This is a genomic window from Clostridium hominis (assembly GCF_014287825.1).
GTDB lineage: Bacteria > Bacillota > Clostridia > Clostridiales > Clostridiaceae > Clostridium > Clostridium hominis.
Map to the genome: position 1 here is coordinate 424,090 of NZ_JACOOO010000004.1, position 15,058 is coordinate 439,147.

Sequence of the window (15,058 nt, forward strand, 5' to 3'; positions counted from 1 at the left end):
TAGCCCAAGCACCCTAATTGAGAAGATTATCAATTTAAATGTTTTCATGGATTGTATCCTCGTATTTTGATAGTTTTTAATACTTTTTTTGTTTTCTTTCCTATTGATTTAGGGTATAATAACCAGTAGGAGAAACGTAGGTGTAATAGTTAATAAACTTATTACTATACTTAATATTATTCTCTATAACTTAAATTGAAATATACGGAGGTATTGCCATGTTAGTTTCAGCTAAAGAAATGCTAAACAAAGCAAGAGAAGGAAAATATGCTGTTGGTCAATTCAACATCAACAACTTAGAATGGACTAAAGCTATTTTACTTACAGCTCAAGAAAATAACTCACCAGTAATCTTAGGAGTATCTGAAGGTGCTGGGAAGTACATGTGTGGTTACAAAACAATAGTTGGTATGGTTAACGGAATGTTAGAAGAATTAAACATCACTGTACCAGTTGCTCTACACTTAGATCACGGTAGCTACGAAGGATGTTATGCAGCAATGAACGCTGGATTCTCTTCAGTTATGTTCGATGGTTCTCACTATGCTATAGAAGAAAATATCGCTAAGACATCTGAATTAGTTAAAGCTACTGCAGAAAAAGGATTATCTTTAGAAGCAGAAGTTGGATCAATCGGTGGAGAAGAAGATGGAGTTGTTGGTAAAGGTGAAGTTGCTGATGCTCAAGAATGTAAATCAATCGCTGATTTAGGAGTTACTATGTTAGCTGCTGGTATCGGAAACATCCACGGAAAATACCCAGCAAACTGGCAAGGACTTGCTTTCGATGCTTTAGAAGCAATCAATAACGCTTGCGGAAACATGCCATTAGTATTACACGGTGGTACTGGAATTCCAGAAGAAATGATAAAGAAAGCTATATCTTTAGGAGTTTCTAAGATTAACGTTAACACTGAATGTCAATTAGCATTCCAAGAAGCTACAAGAGCTTACGTTGAAGCTGGAAAAGATAAAGAAGGAAAAGGATTTGACCCAAGAAAATTATTAAATCCTGGATTCGAAGCTATAAAAGCTACAGTTAAAGAAAAGATGGAACTTTTCGGATCAGTTAACAAAGCTTAATCCATTTTATATAAAAATAAAGTGAAGTATTAATTTACTTCACTTTATTTTTATTATTATTTTCTTAATTACCTTTTAAATCTATATCTTATATTACTCAGACTATATATATCTTCGCTATCTAAACACGCTATATTCTGCAGCAAATATTTTTTTATATTTTCTTCAACTCCATCTATTTTAATTCTTTGTAAAGATAATCTTTTACTTATTTCAAAAATAGTAATGGCTAATAGTATAGCCTCTACCCTTTGCTCCTTATTATCACAAAAAGCTGTAGTTGCTACTATTAGTCCTATTAATATATCTTCAAACTTTTTATCATCTAGTAAGTCATATTCAATATCAATTGTAAATTCACTATATCCATCAGTAATCCAATAATTCTTATCTTCTATTATTAATATAGTATCATTTTTTCTTGAAAAATCTCTATATTTATCATCTAGTAATGTCTTGTAGTACTTTTGTCCACTAATTAAAGAAAATACCTCTTCTTTAGTACCTTTTATAATATCAATATCATATCTATTTATAAAGCTTAATATTAACTCTCTATTGTCCCTAGATTTATTAATTCCGCATAAATCTAAAATTATTTCTTTACTCTTTTTAGATGATATTAGATATTTTTCTATTGTAATGAGATCTTCACTATTTAAATCTTCCAAATTTATTAATAATCCATCTATATTATTTTCATCATTATCTGTTATTTCATATATTAACTTAAAGTCATTATTATAGCTTCCTATAGTTTCTCTTATATCATTTATCCTATCTTTGCTAACAATGCATTGTATCACTAGCTCCTTAAACCTTCGTAAATTAAAAGCATTAGTAATAGAGTCACTGCTTAGTTTCATTATTTAGTCCTCACCTTATTATCTAGAGTGCAAATTGCCTACTACATCATATTCGACAAAATGCTCTTTGGTTCGCACTGATAATGAGAAAATATTCAATAAAAAATAAATAGCCCATGGTAGCTATAAACTAATCTACCATAGGCATAAATTTTTCTAACTATTCTTCACCAAATACTTTCTTTCTAAGTTCAAGCCCTGCTTTAGTAACAGCAACGCCTCCCATAGCAGTTTCTCTTAATGCCGCTGGTAAACTCTTTCCTACCTTATACATAGCTGATACTGTATCATCAAAAGGAATTTTTGAATCTACACCAGCCATAACCATATCAGCAGTACATAAAGCACTTATAGCTCCAGCTGCATTTCTCTTCGCACATGGAATTTCTACAAGACCTGCTACTGGGTCACATACAAGACCTAATACATTTTTTAAAACTATTGCTCCTGCATCTAAACTCATTTTGGGAGTTCCACCCATCATTTCAACAACTGCTGCTGATCCCATAGCTGCTGCAGAACCACATTCTGCTTGACATCCACCTTCTGCTCCAGCTAAAGTTGCATTCATTCCTATAATCATTCCAACTGCTGCTGCTGCAAATAATCCTTCGATAAGTTCTTCATCGGTTTTCTCTAATTTTTCCCCTGCTGAAAGAATTACAGCTGGTAAAATACCACAAGAACCTGCTGTAGGACAAGCAACTATTCTACCCATCGCTGCATTTACTTCTGATGAAGATAATGCCATAGCCATAGCTCTTACAGTAACAGCTCCAGTTAATGTTTTTCCTTCTCTTAAGTATTTATTTATTTTATACCCATCGCCACCGATAAGTCCACTTACAGAATATATCTTCTTTTCTCTACCTTCATTAGCTCCTTCTCTCATTACCTCAAGATTCTTCGCCATCTTTTCAAAAACTTCTTCTCTAGTAAGACCCTTATCTTCCATTTCAAGTCTTATTGCGTATTCACTTAATGATATATTTTCTTCTTCACAAATCTTTAAAAGTTCTTCTCCTGATCTTGCTACTATCATTTTATTCACCGTCCTTTATTGGATTGATTCTAATTACTTTATTAATAGATTCCATTACTTTAATCTCATCTATAATCTCATCAGTAACATTATTATCAACCTCAAATACCATTGTTGCTTCTTTACCTTTTTGACTTCTAAAAACTTTCATAAAGGCTATATTTATAGCATGATCGTAAAGTAAAGATGTTACATTTGATACCACTCCTGGCACATCTACATGTGATATTATTATAGTTGGGTAAGCTCCCGTAAATTCAACTTTTTCACCATTTACTTCAGACACTTCTATGCTTCCGCCACCTATAGATGAGCCAACCATTTCATATTTTTTACCCTTTTTACCTGTTATTAAAAATTTAACTGTATTAGGATGAGCATCACCTAAGTCTGTTTCTTTAAATATTATCTCTATTCCTTGTTCCTTAGCAATATTTAATGAGTCTCTTAATCTTAAATCACTTGGTTCCATTCCTAATATTCCAGCAACTAGCGCCCTATCAGTTCCATGCCCCTTATAAGTTTTCCCAAAAGACCCGTGTAATAAAAATGTTACTTCCTTAATATCACCATCTGCTATAGATCTAGCAACCTTACCAAGTCTTGCTGCTCCTGCAGTATGTGATGATGATGGTCCAACCATTATTGGTCCTAGTATATCAAATACTCCAACTGTCTTCATCTTCTTATCTCCTTATCTATAGTTCTTTTTATACTATAATTTCTCTTGTATATTATTTCTTATTTTACATTAACAAAATCTTCTTGACTACGCTAGCAATATTTAATTAATAAATAAAAGTAATTTTAATACTTATAAAAAATGCTTCCTCCAATAAACTCTCTTAATATTGAATTTTGTGGTACTAAGTCACAATCAATCTCCTTAAAGAATCCTAAAAAAGATTTTAATCGCTTAGCCTCATTATATATAGTATTATCTTCTTCTATCTTATTTAATTCCTCTAATGCTGCATTTTTTAACACACATAACTCGTATACTAAAGTTGAGTTAAACATAACATCAGCTTCTTCTTGGTAAACAAATATATTTTTTTGTTCACCCCTCTTTATTTTAGGCCACATTTTTAAAGTATCTTCAGCTTCATGTCCTCTTGATAAATGATCTCTAACTATTCTTCTTATTCTTCTCACATCTGTAGTTGCTATTCTATTATGATTATCTAAGTTTAATTGAGTTAATGCAGAAATATAAATTTTAAATTTATATTTATCTTCAATTTCAGAAGTAAGAATAGGATTTAACCCATGAATCCCTTCAATAATAACTACACCATTTTGAGGTAATTTTATTTTATTTCCAATCCACTCTCTTTCTCCTTTTAAGAAATTAAAAGTTGGAATTTCTACTTCATTTCCTTTTAGTATTTCCCTTAGTTGTTCATTAAATAACTTTATATCTACAGATCCTATAGTTTCAAAATCATATTCTCCATTTTCATCTCTAGGCGTATCCTCTCTATTTACGAAGTAATCATCTAAAGAAATTGGAATAGGAATAAGTCCATTTACTCTTAGTTGTATTCCTAGCCTATGGGCAAAGGTAGTTTTCCCTGAAGAACTCGGACCAGCAATTAATACTATTCTTGTATCTCTCCTATTAAATATCTTATCAGCTATCTCTGCTATCTTCTTTTCATGTAGAGCTTCAGAAATCATTATTAAGCTAGATAAATCTCCATTTATTATTTTTTCATTTAAAGAGCCTACTTCCCCCACTCCTAAGATATTTAACCATTTTTCCGTCTCCATAAAAATACTTGCCAATTTTTTTTGCTCATTAAATTTAACTAAAGTATTTATATCATCTTCCAAAGGATACCTTAAAATGAATCCAGGTTCATAATACATAACATCAAAACTTCTAATAACTCCTGTACTTTGTGCCATATATCCATAAAAATAATCATACCTACCATCAAGTTCATATAAGCTTACATATTCAAAATTTACTTGTTCTAATAAAAGTACTTTATCATCCATACCATAAGACTTAAAAATCTCTATAGCTTTCTCTCTTTTAACTTTAACTTTATTGATAGGAATATTTTTATCTATTATATCTTTCATCTTATTTTTTATTTTATTTATATCTTCTTCATCCAGAGGACTAACCTTATGAATTTCCCCAAATATTCCTTTATCTATACTGTGTTGCATCACTATCTTAGCATCTTTAAATAAATCTAAAGTTGCTTTAATAAAAATATATTGTAGTGTTCTTGAATATACCTTCATCCCGTCTATACTAGTAAATGGTACTAAAGTCAAAGTACCACCATATGGTATTTCTTCACCTAATTCGTAATATTTGTTATTTAGTTTACATATTGCTATATCTAATAGTTTGTCATCATAATACTTATCTATTATATCTATAAACTTGCTTCCTTCCTTGCAGTTTACATATTGCTCTTTCCCTATCTGTATTTTATATTCACTCATGATATTCCTCCTTCCTTTTTTCTATATCAATATTTTGCCACTCTATAGTTTTATTATATACTCTCTCCATTAATATTCTATTGATTTTTAATTTTTTTGTCTCTTTTAACCACATTAACTAGAATAAAATACTCTTATTTACTAATAATACATAAATGGAGGTGGTGATTAAATGTTTATTGTGCTAATTAGAACTATCTTTTTATATGCACTAGTAATACTTGTTATGAGGCTAATGGGAAAAAGACAAATTGGAGAACTTCAGCCTTACGAATTTGTAATAACAATAATGATTTCAGATCTAGCAGCTTTACCAATGCAGGACACGAGATTACCATTAATTTTAGGAATTATACCTATTGTAACATTACTATTTATTAAGACTGTATTAACTCAACTTCAATTGAAAAGCCAAGCTGCAAGAAAGTTTCTTGAAGGAGAACCTAGCGTTTTAATTTGTAAAGGTAAGATAAACTTTAAAGCTTTAAAATCCCAACAAATTAACCTAGATGAGCTTATGGAAGAACTACGTCTAGCAGGATACTTCGATTTAAACGAAATAGAATATGGCATATTGGAAAATAATGGACAAATGTCATTTTTGACTTATGATTCCTCATCTGATAGTAGTTCTAGTCAAAATAGTCCTTCTAATTCACCACCTGCTAATTGTGGTACTTCCCCAATTAATACTCAGGGAAACAACAGTCCAAATAAAACTTCTAGTAGTTCTGCCAATAATAAACCTCGTCTTCCAGTAATTTATGTTCTAGACGGTCGCGTAAACAAGAATTCTTTAACTACTAGTGGTAAAAATAAGTATTGGATTGAAGCAGAATTAAAAAAACATGGTATAAATTCCATAAAAGAAGTGCTTCTATATATGACAGATACTAATGGTAAAATTATATGTCAACTTTATAATGAATACGGAAAGGGGTGTTTCAAATAAAAAACTCTTTAATTTCTCTTTCACTTTTCTTAGTATTAATTATATTTTTATTTTATGCCGATTTTAAGTTTAAAGAACTTTGTACCGATATAGTTAATATTTGTGATGAAATGGAAGACTCTATAAAAACTGCTGATTCAGAAGTAAGTTTTCAAAAGGCTATGGATCTATTTGATATGATTCAAGAGAGAGGTTCTATAGCAGCCATCTACATAAACCATATGGATTATGATGTAATGTTAAATGAAGCATTAAAGCTTTCAGTATATCTTGAAAATGATGATGAAAGCGAAAGTGAAGCATCACTTCATTTATTAAAATATAGCACAAAGCACATGAAAGAATTGCAAGTTCCAAACATAGAAAATATATTCTAGTTTTATCTAAACATATACTTATGCATATTAAATTAACCATTATGCATAAGTATATTTTTTATGCAAATTTTCATTTATCTATTATATATTTATTCACTTATATATACAATCACTATATTGCATAGAAAATATTTAAAATAAAGAATATGAACTTGTTGGTCTAAAAAGATTAACATTCGAAATGACTACTGATCCTAAAGTCGCTGTAAAAAATGCTGATGAGCCATTTGAAGAAGCAGAAAAATAAGCTTCATGCTCAAAAAGCAATTTTAGTTAAGCTAATATTTTAACCAATATAGTATATTAAAATATTACTTTAAAATCATATAATGTTCATGTACAATATATGCAAAAGAAAAATAATTAGTTTAATCTAATAGTAAGCTATAACTATTTCTATTGGCTTACACTAATTATTAAATAATGATTTGAAAGGATGAAAATACTATGTTGGAATACAGATATGATACTCAGTTATTAATTGAAGGTAATAACCTTAATGAAGATGCTATAAATGAATATTTTACAAACAATTTTAATGGAGATTGCTTATTAGCCGTAGGCGATGACGAACTTATTAAGATTCACTATCATACTAATGAGCCTTGGAAAGTATTAGAATACTGTTCTACTTTAGGTGAAATATTTGATATTGTAATTGAAGATATGGAGCGTCAATCAAAAGGACTTAAAGGTTAATAACTTTAAAATACTTAATTAGTTCATAAGTATTTTAATTAAACCCAAAGATCAACTAGAAGTTTTAAACTTTTTAAAATATAAAGGATGTCTACAGATATCCTTTATATTTTAGTAATTTAAGAATTTATAAATTATTTTTCTATATAATTTATAACATGCTTAATAATCATATTTATACTACCATCACCATTTCTTTGTATTTCAAATCTACTTGGATCATGATATGTTTCTTCATCTATGTATAAATCTATAGACTTATCTATCTTTAGTCTTACTCTTTTAAGCTTTTTCTCAACCCACATTTTATCTACTGCAATTTCATCTTCTAATCCATGACCTTTAACAAACATTGAGAATTCCTCTTTTGCCCTAGGCTCTTCATGAAATAGCTGAGTTGAAATATCATCTATACTTATAGAATCCTCTTCCTTAAGTTTACTTTTAATAGTAGTTCTTATTCTTTCTGCTTTATCTGCATCTTCAGTTACATTACTTCTAGTCCAAGTCTCCGCTGCTTTTAAAAATGTTTTAGTCATATCTCTGTTATTAGCTACTAGCGTACAACCTAAAAAGCTATTTAAGAAATAATTAGTTCCGTACTCATCATCATCTTTGCTCTTCTTTTGCTTATCAATAACCCATAAATCAAATCTCTGATCTTCTCTTATAGGTTTAATAAATGCAGCTTTTTGAATTCTTTGCGAGCTTCCAGGGAGCCCTGCAGATTGAGGTACTATTCCAATTCCTATTTTATCATCAACAAAATCAACTTGATGAGTAAAATTCTTAACATAATCCATCTTTAAAATAGCTATTAGAGGTCCTTGGTCAGTTATTAAAGATGCTACTATTAGGTCACAAGCTGGTATGTTTACATTTCCCTTCATTATTATGAAAAGCTGCCTTGCTAACTCTTTAGATAAACTTACTATATCTTTATCTATTCCATTTAAATAATCTTGTACTATTTCCTTTACAATATTTCTTTCTGGATTAAATACAGCAGTTTTTAACTCTTCATCCTTTAAGCATTTTTCCATATGTCTATATAAAAACTTATAAATATCCTCATTTAACTCCAAAGTATACTCATTTAATATAGGTTCTTCACTATTACTATCTAAAATATGTATAACTGCTTCTTGAATATTTATATCATTAACGTATTCCATACCTTCCACCTCTTACTCTTGTTGTTAACTATATATTATTATAGCTATTATTATAGCATTAGTTTATAATATTTTTAACGATATTTGAAGGGAGTATTTTTAATGAAAGAATTAGAAACAAGAATTGTAGATATCGACGTTGATGATATAAGAAATAAATTAACTTCACTTGGAGCAGAAAAAGTAAAGTCTGAAGATCAAGTAAATGAAATATACGACTTTGACGATGGTAGACTTTTAGCTGCTAAAGGATATGCTAGGATTAGAACTACTGTAGATAGAATTAAAGGAAAAGAAACAGTATTTATGACTACTAAAAAAATGTTAAGTCAAGATACCTTTAAGGTTATGGAAGAAAATGAAGTTATAGTTGATAATAGAGAAATGGCTGGAAAAATTTTCACTTCTTTAGGTCTTAAACTTCAAGAATCTATATCTAAATATAGAGAAAGCTATAAAATTAATGATTCCCTTGTGGAAATAGATATAAATGATAAAAGTTTTTGTCCTTTTCCTTATCTAGAAATTGAAACAACTTCTATTGAAAAACTTGAAGAAATAGTTAAATTATTAGGATATACTTTAGAAGATACTACTTCACAAACTATTTACGATATACTAGCTGAAAGAGGAATAAAAGGTAAAACAAAAGGGCGTTAATCGCCCTTTTACTGCAATATTAATTGTCTGAAAGTGGTACTCCATCTGCGTCTTCTGTTATTCCTACTCCACAAAGAATTAATATACCTTCTATAAACCCCCAAAGACTTGATATACCACATGTTAGGAAGGTTAATATTAATTGAACTATACCTATTCCTATATAACCTAAGTAAAATCTATGAACTCCAAAAGGACCAACTAAAACACCTAAAATTCCAGCAACAACTTTAGACTTTTGTTTTTTATTAGCATTTGTATTTTGAGATGTGTTAGTTCCATTTGCACTAGTGTATACTGGTGACGCTTCTGACGTTGAAGAACCTTCACTTTGTTTATACTTTTCTCTCTCTATTACTTTTCCACAATTATCGCAAACAGTATCATATTCTTTAACATCCGTCCCACAATTTTCACATTTAAGTATAGTCTTTTTAACTTTAACTCCACAGTTTGGACAAAAATTATTATTGTCACTAACTACCATTCCACAATTCTCACAATACATAATACCCTCCTGAAATTTATAGATTTTCCCTTCTTTTTGTAGATTTAACAAATAACTTTTCTAACTCATCTTTATTATCATTTTTAATACATTCTTTTATACTTTCAAGCTCCCTTTGAAAGTTTTCTATTGATACAATTAAATTATTCTTATTACCTAAAAATAGTTCACTCCAAAGTCTTTCATTTATATTAGCTATACGAGTTAATTCTCTATAACTATCTCCAATAAAACTTCCAGTATCTCTTCCTTCTATATCACTATTAATCAATGCCACAGCTAATGCATGAGGAAGTTGACTAGTAAATGCAATCATCTCATCATGATATTTAGGACTTATCTTCTTTACCTTCTTAAATCCCATTTTATATGCTAACTCTTGAATTAATTCAATATTTTCTTCTTTATTTTTAGGAGTTACAGTTATAAGATAATTTGCTCCTTTAAATACAGTGTTAGTAGCATAATCTATTCCTTTTTTCTCTCTTCCTGCCATAGGATGTCCAAAAACAAAATCTATGTTTTCAGGAAGTATCTCTGTTACTTCTTCTATAAAAGGTTCCTTAATTCCTGTTACATCTGTAATAATTAATCCATCTTTAAATAATTTTATATTATTTCTAATAAACTCTTTAACCAAATCAGGATAAACCGCTAGAATTACTAGGTCAGCTTTAGGAATAACACTTTCTCCAGTAAGACATCCTTCTTTAATTATCCCTAAGACTTTGGCCTTTTCTAATGTTGTTATATTACTATCCACCCCATAAACTTCTGTATAACCAGCTTCTCTTAGCGCCATAGCATATCCGCCCCCAATAACACCAAGCCCTATTATAACAATATTCATAAATACCCCCTTAATATTACTCTCAAAGCTCATAAGAGAAATATTAGCTATCGCTAAGATAAATATTCACCTTAGTCGAAAAGAAATATTAACCGTTGGTTAAGATAAATATGCCTACGGCAGATATTCTAGATATACCATAGGCATTTATTTATCTCCAAAGAGAAAATTTTTATCTATGATGTAGTCATACATTTCTCTTTTGCGTAAGCAAAACATTCCTCCGTAGATTTAGCTACATATTTCTCTTGCCAAAGGCAATATTTCTCTTTGTGAGCTTAGTGAACAAATTAAATATTTTTTCCTTCTATTTCTGCCAACACTTTAATTTTTTTCATAAGCTCATCAAATGATTCTGGTTTTATAGATTGTTGTCCATCACTTAATGCACATTGTGGATTGTTATGAACTTCTATCATAAGTCCATCTGCACCTGCTGCAATTGCAGCTTTTGCTAATGGCTCTACTAAATACCAGTATCCAGCTGCATGGCTTGGATCTACTATAATTGGTAAGTGTGATAATCTCTTTACTACCGGAACAGCACTTAAATCTAGTGTATTTCTAGTATACCCTTCATAAGTTCTTATTCCTCTTTCGCAAAGAATTATATTTTCATTTCCTCCAGCCATTATGTACTCAGCTGACATTAGCCATTCTTCAATTGTTGCTGATAAACCTCTTTTTAAAAGTATTGGCTTATCTGTCTTTCCTAATTGCTTTAACAAATCGAAGTTTTGCATGTTTCTTGCCCCAACTTGTATTACATCCACTTCTCTAACAAAGTCATCTATATAATCAGTTGACATTATTTCGGTAACTATAGGAAGTCCAGTTTCTTTTTTTGCTAACTTTAATAATCTTAATCCTTCAAGTTCTAATCCTTGGAAGCTATATGGTGAAGTTCTTGGCTTAAATGCTCCACCTCTTAAGAAATTAGCTCCTGAGGCTTTAACCTTTTTAGCAATTTCTATTATTTGCTCTTCACTTTCTACAGAACATGGTCCTGCCATAATACCTAGATTACTTCCTCCTACTAAAGTATTTTCAACTTTAATAATAGAATCTTCTGGCTTAAATAATCTATTTGCTTTTTTAAAAGGATGCTGTACCTTTAACACCTTATCTACTCCATCAAAAGTTAATAACTTGTCTGGATCTATATTTGATGCATCTCCAACAATTCCAATTATGCAATAAGTACTTCCTTGTGATAAATGAACGCTTAACCCCTTACTCTCTAACTCTTTTCTTACAATATCTATATCTGAATCTGTTACTTTTGGATTCATTACAACTATCATGTTATCACTCCTTTTTTTATGTTTACTTAAAAGATACTAATATATGTTGAAATTCTTCATGTAACTTCAACAATAGCTCTTAACTATTATTTCTTAACTACTAACTCTTTTAATGCATCTAATGCTAAGATGTACCCGATTTCTCCTAACCCGCATATTTGTCCTACACATGCTGCTGCAGTTACAGATTTATGTCTAAATTCTTCACGTGCATGTATATTAGATAAATGAACTTCTACAGTATTTATATTAACACTTTTTATTGCATCATGTATCGCATAACTATAATGTGTATAAGCTCCAGGATTTATAATAATTCCATCAAACTTCTCATAATAGCATTTGTGGATTTGGTTTATTATCTCTCCTTCTATATTACTTTGATAAAGCTCTACTTGTATATTTCTTTTCTTTGCTTCATCTTTTATATAACTACATATATCTTCAAAGCTTCTAGTACCATATATTCCTTTTTCACGGACACCAACCATATTTAAGTTAGGTCCATTTATAACCATTACCCTCACTTAAAATCTTCCTTTCTTAAATAAAGTCTATAACACTTTATTTAATTTATAATTTAGAATTTCTCATTAATTATCTTCATTATTGAATCTATAGCTTCTTCTAAGCTTCCATCATTAACAACTCTATAATGGCAGTAATTATTATATAAATCATATCTTTCTTCTTTTAGCTTATATAATACTTCTTTTCCTTTAGACAGTAAAGGTCTTTTAGATACATCTATATCTTCCAAAATATTCTCTATAGGCCTATCTATGAAAATTATTATACTATTATCATTAAATAGCTTCATATTAATATTTTTCTTTATTACTCCACCACCAGCTGATATAACAGATTTATTTATCTTACTTAATCTTCTGCAAGCTTCTGTTTCCCAATTTCTAAAGTTTCCTTCACTTACTTTAAATAAATTAGAAATAGAGTCATTAGCTATCTCCTCAATATAATCATCCATATCAATAAAGTCATAGGATAATTTTTTAGCTAATATTCTTCCTAAAGTTGTTTTCCCACACCCCATCATCCCTATTAAGAGAATATTCTTTCTCATACATTCCATAATAAATCCCTCAATTACTTAAAATTATCCTGTAGACTTTTGTATATGTTATCTATTATCTCATTATCAATATCTATTTCTTGAAATATCTCTTGAGCTTTTACTGCTTGAGCTACTAACATATAAAGACCATCTAAAGTTACCTTTTCTTTTTCTCTTGCATACTTTAAAAGCTCAGTTTCTAATGGATTATATATAAGATCCATAACTATATCATAATTATCAATTATATCTTTATCTATTGGGCATTTATCATTATTCGGATACATTCCAACAGGTGTAGAATTAATAATAATATCTCCCTTAATTTCTTTTAATTTATCGTAATTAATAACCTTTAATCTATCATCTTTTATATTTAGGTCAATCTCTTCAGGATTTCTACTAACTAAATATAATTCTTTTATTCCATTATCTAATACATATGTGAATGCAGCCTTACAAGCACCCCCAGTTCCTAATATTACTGCAACCTTGTTTATAAACGTGATATTATCTCTTTCAAATGTGGCTCCAAACCCAAAATAATCTGTATTATATCCATATAATTTATTATCTCTTAATACTACAGAATTAACTGCCCCAATCCTCTTAGCTTCATCGGATATAAAATCTAAATATTTCATTATATCTTGTTTATAAGGTATAGTAACATTAAATCCCTTAACCTTAAAAAGTTTAACAGCCCTAATAAATTCCCCTAATTTATCTCTTTCTATCTCAAATAGTTTATATGCCCCAACTTTCTCTATATTATTTAATATAACTCCATGTATTTCTGGTGATAAACTATGACTTAATTTTTCTCCTAATAGCCCAAAAAACTCCATTATCTTAACTCCTAATCAGCTAAATTTTTTATAATTACCAAGCAACTTAAAATACTCACTATTTTTTTGGATTAATTTCAGCGCATTTTTTACCTCAATGCTATTTAGGTTTCCATCAAAATCTACATACAACAAATACTTCCAAGGTGAGTTTTTAATTGGTCTTGATTCAATCTTTTTTAAGTTTATATTATTTTCTGCAAAATGATTCAAAAGACTATATAATGTACCAACTTCATCTTCTAATGAAAAAATAACACTAACTTTATCACAATTTTCATTAACTTCTAAATTTCTACCTATAATTAAAAATCTTGTTTGGTTTTCACATTGATTATTTATATTATGAACTAATATTTTAAGTCCATATAGCTTAGCCGCTCTTTCACTACCTATAGCTACTTTAGTTACATCATTTAAATCATATACCTTTTTTACACTTGTAGCTGTATTGTAATAAGGTATACATACCCATTCTTTATTGACATTTAAAAATTCACTACTTTGCTGAAACCCCTGAGGATGTGAATAAACTTCCTTTATATTATCTAAGGTCGCACCTTCTAACCCTATAAGATGTTGCTTTATCTTAATACACTCTTCTCCAACTATATAAAAACCATATTTATTCATGAGGTCATATACTTCTGTAATTGCTCCTGTCGAAGTATTTTCTACTGGTAAAATCCCATAATCTATTTCATTTTTCTTCAATGCTTCAAATACATCTTCAAAGGTTTCATAATGAGATGTTTCCCTATTCCCTCCAAAGTACTTTATCATTGCCTCTTCACTAAATGAACCCTCTAAACCTTGAAATCCTAATTTACCATCTCTAATTCTTCCACTTAACTCTGTAGAATAATTATTAATTTCATTAAACCTTTTTTGTTGAAGAGCTCTACTTAACTCCATTAAATGATTGAAATACTTTCTTATTAATGATTCATAATTTGAGTTTTTTAATCTTTTAACATTCTTATGAATTACTTCAGCTTCTCTCCCCCCGTTAAAGATAGGTAATTTATTATTAATCTTATATTCAGCAACCTTAACAGCTACATCCATTCTCTTTTCAAAAAGCCTAGTCATCTCTTCATCTATCTCATCAATTTCTTTCCTATAATCAGAAAGATCCATAATCTCCACCTCACACT

At 29.5% G+C, this 15,058-nt stretch carries 17 protein-coding genes; 5 read left to right on the forward strand and 12 right to left on the reverse strand.

What is annotated here, in order from left to right; all coding sequences use genetic code 11:
• The first annotated feature begins 218 nt into the window (after window positions 1-218).
• The gene (gene fba, locus H8S20_RS03660; protein WP_032119928.1) at window positions 219-1,082 is read left to right on the forward strand and encodes a class II fructose-1,6-bisphosphate aldolase; all 864 of its coding nucleotides are present in this window, start codon (window positions 219-221) and stop codon (window positions 1,080-1,082) included.
• A 68-nt stretch (window positions 1,083-1,150) separates the two neighbouring features.
• Here fba and H8S20_RS03665 read toward each other — a convergent pair whose 3' ends face one another.
• From H8S20_RS03665 to H8S20_RS03680, 4 genes are all read right to left on the reverse strand, one after another.
• Window positions 1,151-1,948 (reverse strand): carbohydrate kinase family protein, encoded by a 798-nt coding sequence (locus H8S20_RS03665; protein WP_032119929.1) that lies wholly within the window; start codon window positions 1,946-1,948, stop codon window positions 1,151-1,153.
• Between the two features lie 160 nt (window positions 1,949-2,108).
• Window positions 2,109-2,987, reverse strand: coding sequence for an L-serine ammonia-lyase, iron-sulfur-dependent, subunit alpha (gene sdaAA / locus H8S20_RS03670; RefSeq protein WP_032120004.1), 879 nt, complete (start codon window positions 2,985-2,987; stop codon window positions 2,109-2,111).
• Between the two features lie 4 nt (window positions 2,988-2,991).
• Complete coding sequence (gene sdaAB / locus H8S20_RS03675; protein ID WP_032119930.1) at window positions 2,992-3,672, reverse strand: L-serine ammonia-lyase, iron-sulfur-dependent subunit beta; 681 nt, start codon at window positions 3,670-3,672, stop codon at window positions 2,992-2,994.
• A gap of 125 nt (window positions 3,673-3,797) precedes the next feature.
• On the reverse strand, window positions 3,798-5,456 hold the full coding sequence (locus H8S20_RS03680) for a nucleoside kinase (RefSeq protein WP_032119931.1): 1,659 nt from the start codon (window positions 5,454-5,456) through the stop codon (window positions 3,798-3,800).
• 172 nt (window positions 5,457-5,628) lie between these two features.
• Here H8S20_RS03680 and H8S20_RS03685 point away from each other — a divergent pair, with 172 nt between their 5' ends.
• The 3 genes from H8S20_RS03685 (at window position 5,629) to H8S20_RS03695 (ending at window position 7,484) form a co-directional block, all read left to right on the forward strand.
• Window positions 5,629-6,408 carry a YetF domain-containing protein gene (locus H8S20_RS03685; protein ID WP_032119932.1) on the forward strand — a complete coding sequence of 260 codons (780 nt, stop codon included), beginning with the start codon at window positions 5,629-5,631 and terminating at the stop codon, window positions 6,406-6,408.
• The gene (locus tag H8S20_RS03690; RefSeq protein ID WP_051986980.1) at window positions 6,396-6,785 is read left to right on the forward strand and encodes a DUF4363 family protein; all 390 of its coding nucleotides are present in this window, start codon (window positions 6,396-6,398) and stop codon (window positions 6,783-6,785) included. Before H8S20_RS03685 ends, H8S20_RS03690 begins: the two co-directional genes overlap by 13 nt.
• 447 nt (window positions 6,786-7,232) lie before the next feature.
• Window positions 7,233-7,484, forward strand: a complete 252-nt coding sequence (locus tag H8S20_RS03695) for a dihydroxyacetone kinase (protein WP_032119933.1) — start codon at window positions 7,233-7,235, stop codon at window positions 7,482-7,484.
• 134 nt (window positions 7,485-7,618) lie between these two features.
• Here H8S20_RS03695 and H8S20_RS03700 read toward each other — a convergent pair whose 3' ends face one another.
• Window positions 7,619-8,659: a nucleoid-associated protein gene (locus H8S20_RS03700; protein ID WP_032119934.1), complete on the reverse strand. Its 1,041-nt coding sequence runs from the start codon at window positions 8,657-8,659 to the stop codon at window positions 7,619-7,621.
• Window positions 8,660-8,761: 102 nt separating this feature from the next.
• On the opposite strand from H8S20_RS03700, the gene H8S20_RS03705 reads away from it, so the two are divergent.
• Window positions 8,762-9,319, forward strand: coding sequence for a class IV adenylate cyclase (locus H8S20_RS03705; protein ID WP_032119935.1), 558 nt, complete (start codon window positions 8,762-8,764; stop codon window positions 9,317-9,319).
• Between the two features lie 19 nt (window positions 9,320-9,338).
• Here H8S20_RS03705 and H8S20_RS03710 read toward each other — a convergent pair whose 3' ends face one another.
• The 7 genes from H8S20_RS03710 to H8S20_RS03740 form a co-directional block, all read right to left on the reverse strand.
• Window positions 9,339-9,827: a TM2 domain-containing protein gene (locus tag H8S20_RS03710; protein WP_032119936.1), complete on the reverse strand. Its 489-nt coding sequence runs from the start codon at window positions 9,825-9,827 to the stop codon at window positions 9,339-9,341.
• A 16-nt stretch (window positions 9,828-9,843) separates the two neighbouring features.
• The gene (locus H8S20_RS03715; RefSeq protein WP_032119937.1) at window positions 9,844-10,677 is read right to left on the reverse strand and encodes a prephenate dehydrogenase; all 834 of its coding nucleotides are present in this window, start codon (window positions 10,675-10,677) and stop codon (window positions 9,844-9,846) included.
• A gap of 290 nt (window positions 10,678-10,967) precedes the next feature.
• Window positions 10,968-11,981: a 3-deoxy-7-phosphoheptulonate synthase gene (aroF, locus tag H8S20_RS03720; protein ID WP_032119938.1), complete on the reverse strand. Its 1,014-nt coding sequence runs from the start codon at window positions 11,979-11,981 to the stop codon at window positions 10,968-10,970.
• Window positions 11,982-12,067: 86 nt separating this feature from the next.
• Window positions 12,068-12,508 carry a type II 3-dehydroquinate dehydratase gene (gene aroQ / locus H8S20_RS03725; protein ID WP_032119939.1) on the reverse strand — a complete coding sequence of 147 codons (441 nt, stop codon included), beginning with the start codon at window positions 12,506-12,508 and terminating at the stop codon, window positions 12,068-12,070.
• Window positions 12,509-12,561: 53 nt separating this feature from the next.
• The gene (locus H8S20_RS03730; protein WP_032120006.1) at window positions 12,562-13,062 is read right to left on the reverse strand and encodes a shikimate kinase; all 501 of its coding nucleotides are present in this window, start codon (window positions 13,060-13,062) and stop codon (window positions 12,562-12,564) included.
• Between the two features lie 23 nt (window positions 13,063-13,085).
• On the reverse strand, window positions 13,086-13,901 hold the full coding sequence (gene aroE, locus H8S20_RS03735) for a shikimate dehydrogenase (protein WP_186859308.1): 816 nt from the start codon (window positions 13,899-13,901) through the stop codon (window positions 13,086-13,088).
• A 15-nt stretch (window positions 13,902-13,916) separates the two neighbouring features.
• The gene (locus H8S20_RS03740; protein ID WP_032120007.1) at window positions 13,917-15,044 is read right to left on the reverse strand and encodes a chorismate mutase; all 1,128 of its coding nucleotides are present in this window, start codon (window positions 15,042-15,044) and stop codon (window positions 13,917-13,919) included.
• Window positions 15,045-15,058: the final 14 nt, after the last annotated feature.

What these genes read in the sequence shown, in the direction of transcription:
- fba (WP_032119928.1), top strand. Translation starts at nt 219, where the DNA reads ATGTTAGTTTCAGCTAAAGAAATGCTAAACAAAGCAAGAGAAGGAAAA.
- H8S20_RS03665 (WP_032119929.1), bottom strand. Translation starts at nt 1,948, where the DNA reads ATGAAACTAAGCAGTGACTCTATTACTAATGCTTTTAATTTACGAAGG.
- sdaAB (WP_032119930.1), bottom strand. Translation starts at nt 3,672, where the DNA reads ATGAAGACAGTTGGAGTATTTGATATACTAGGACCAATAATGGTTGGA.
- H8S20_RS03680 (WP_032119931.1), bottom strand. Translation starts at nt 5,456, where the DNA reads ATGAGTGAATATAAAATACAGATAGGGAAAGAGCAATATGTAAACTGC.
- H8S20_RS03685 (WP_032119932.1), top strand. Translation starts at nt 5,629, where the DNA reads ATGTTTATTGTGCTAATTAGAACTATCTTTTTATATGCACTAGTAATA.
- H8S20_RS03695 (WP_032119933.1), top strand. Translation starts at nt 7,233, where the DNA reads ATGTTGGAATACAGATATGATACTCAGTTATTAATTGAAGGTAATAAC.
- H8S20_RS03700 (WP_032119934.1), bottom strand. Translation starts at nt 8,659, where the DNA reads ATGGAATACGTTAATGATATAAATATTCAAGAAGCAGTTATACATATT.
- H8S20_RS03705 (WP_032119935.1), top strand. Translation starts at nt 8,762, where the DNA reads ATGAAAGAATTAGAAACAAGAATTGTAGATATCGACGTTGATGATATA.
- H8S20_RS03710 (WP_032119936.1), bottom strand. Translation starts at nt 9,827, where the DNA reads ATGTATTGTGAGAATTGTGGAATGGTAGTTAGTGACAATAATAATTTT.
- H8S20_RS03715 (WP_032119937.1), bottom strand. Translation starts at nt 10,677, where the DNA reads ATGAATATTGTTATAATAGGGCTTGGTGTTATTGGGGGCGGATATGCT.
- aroF (WP_032119938.1), bottom strand. Translation starts at nt 11,981, where the DNA reads ATGATAGTTGTAATGAATCCAAAAGTAACAGATTCAGATATAGATATT.
- H8S20_RS03730 (WP_032120006.1), bottom strand. Translation starts at nt 13,062, where the DNA reads ATGAGAAAGAATATTCTCTTAATAGGGATGATGGGGTGTGGGAAAACA.
- aroE (WP_186859308.1), bottom strand. Translation starts at nt 13,901, where the DNA reads ATGGAGTTTTTTGGGCTATTAGGAGAAAAATTAAGTCATAGTTTATCA.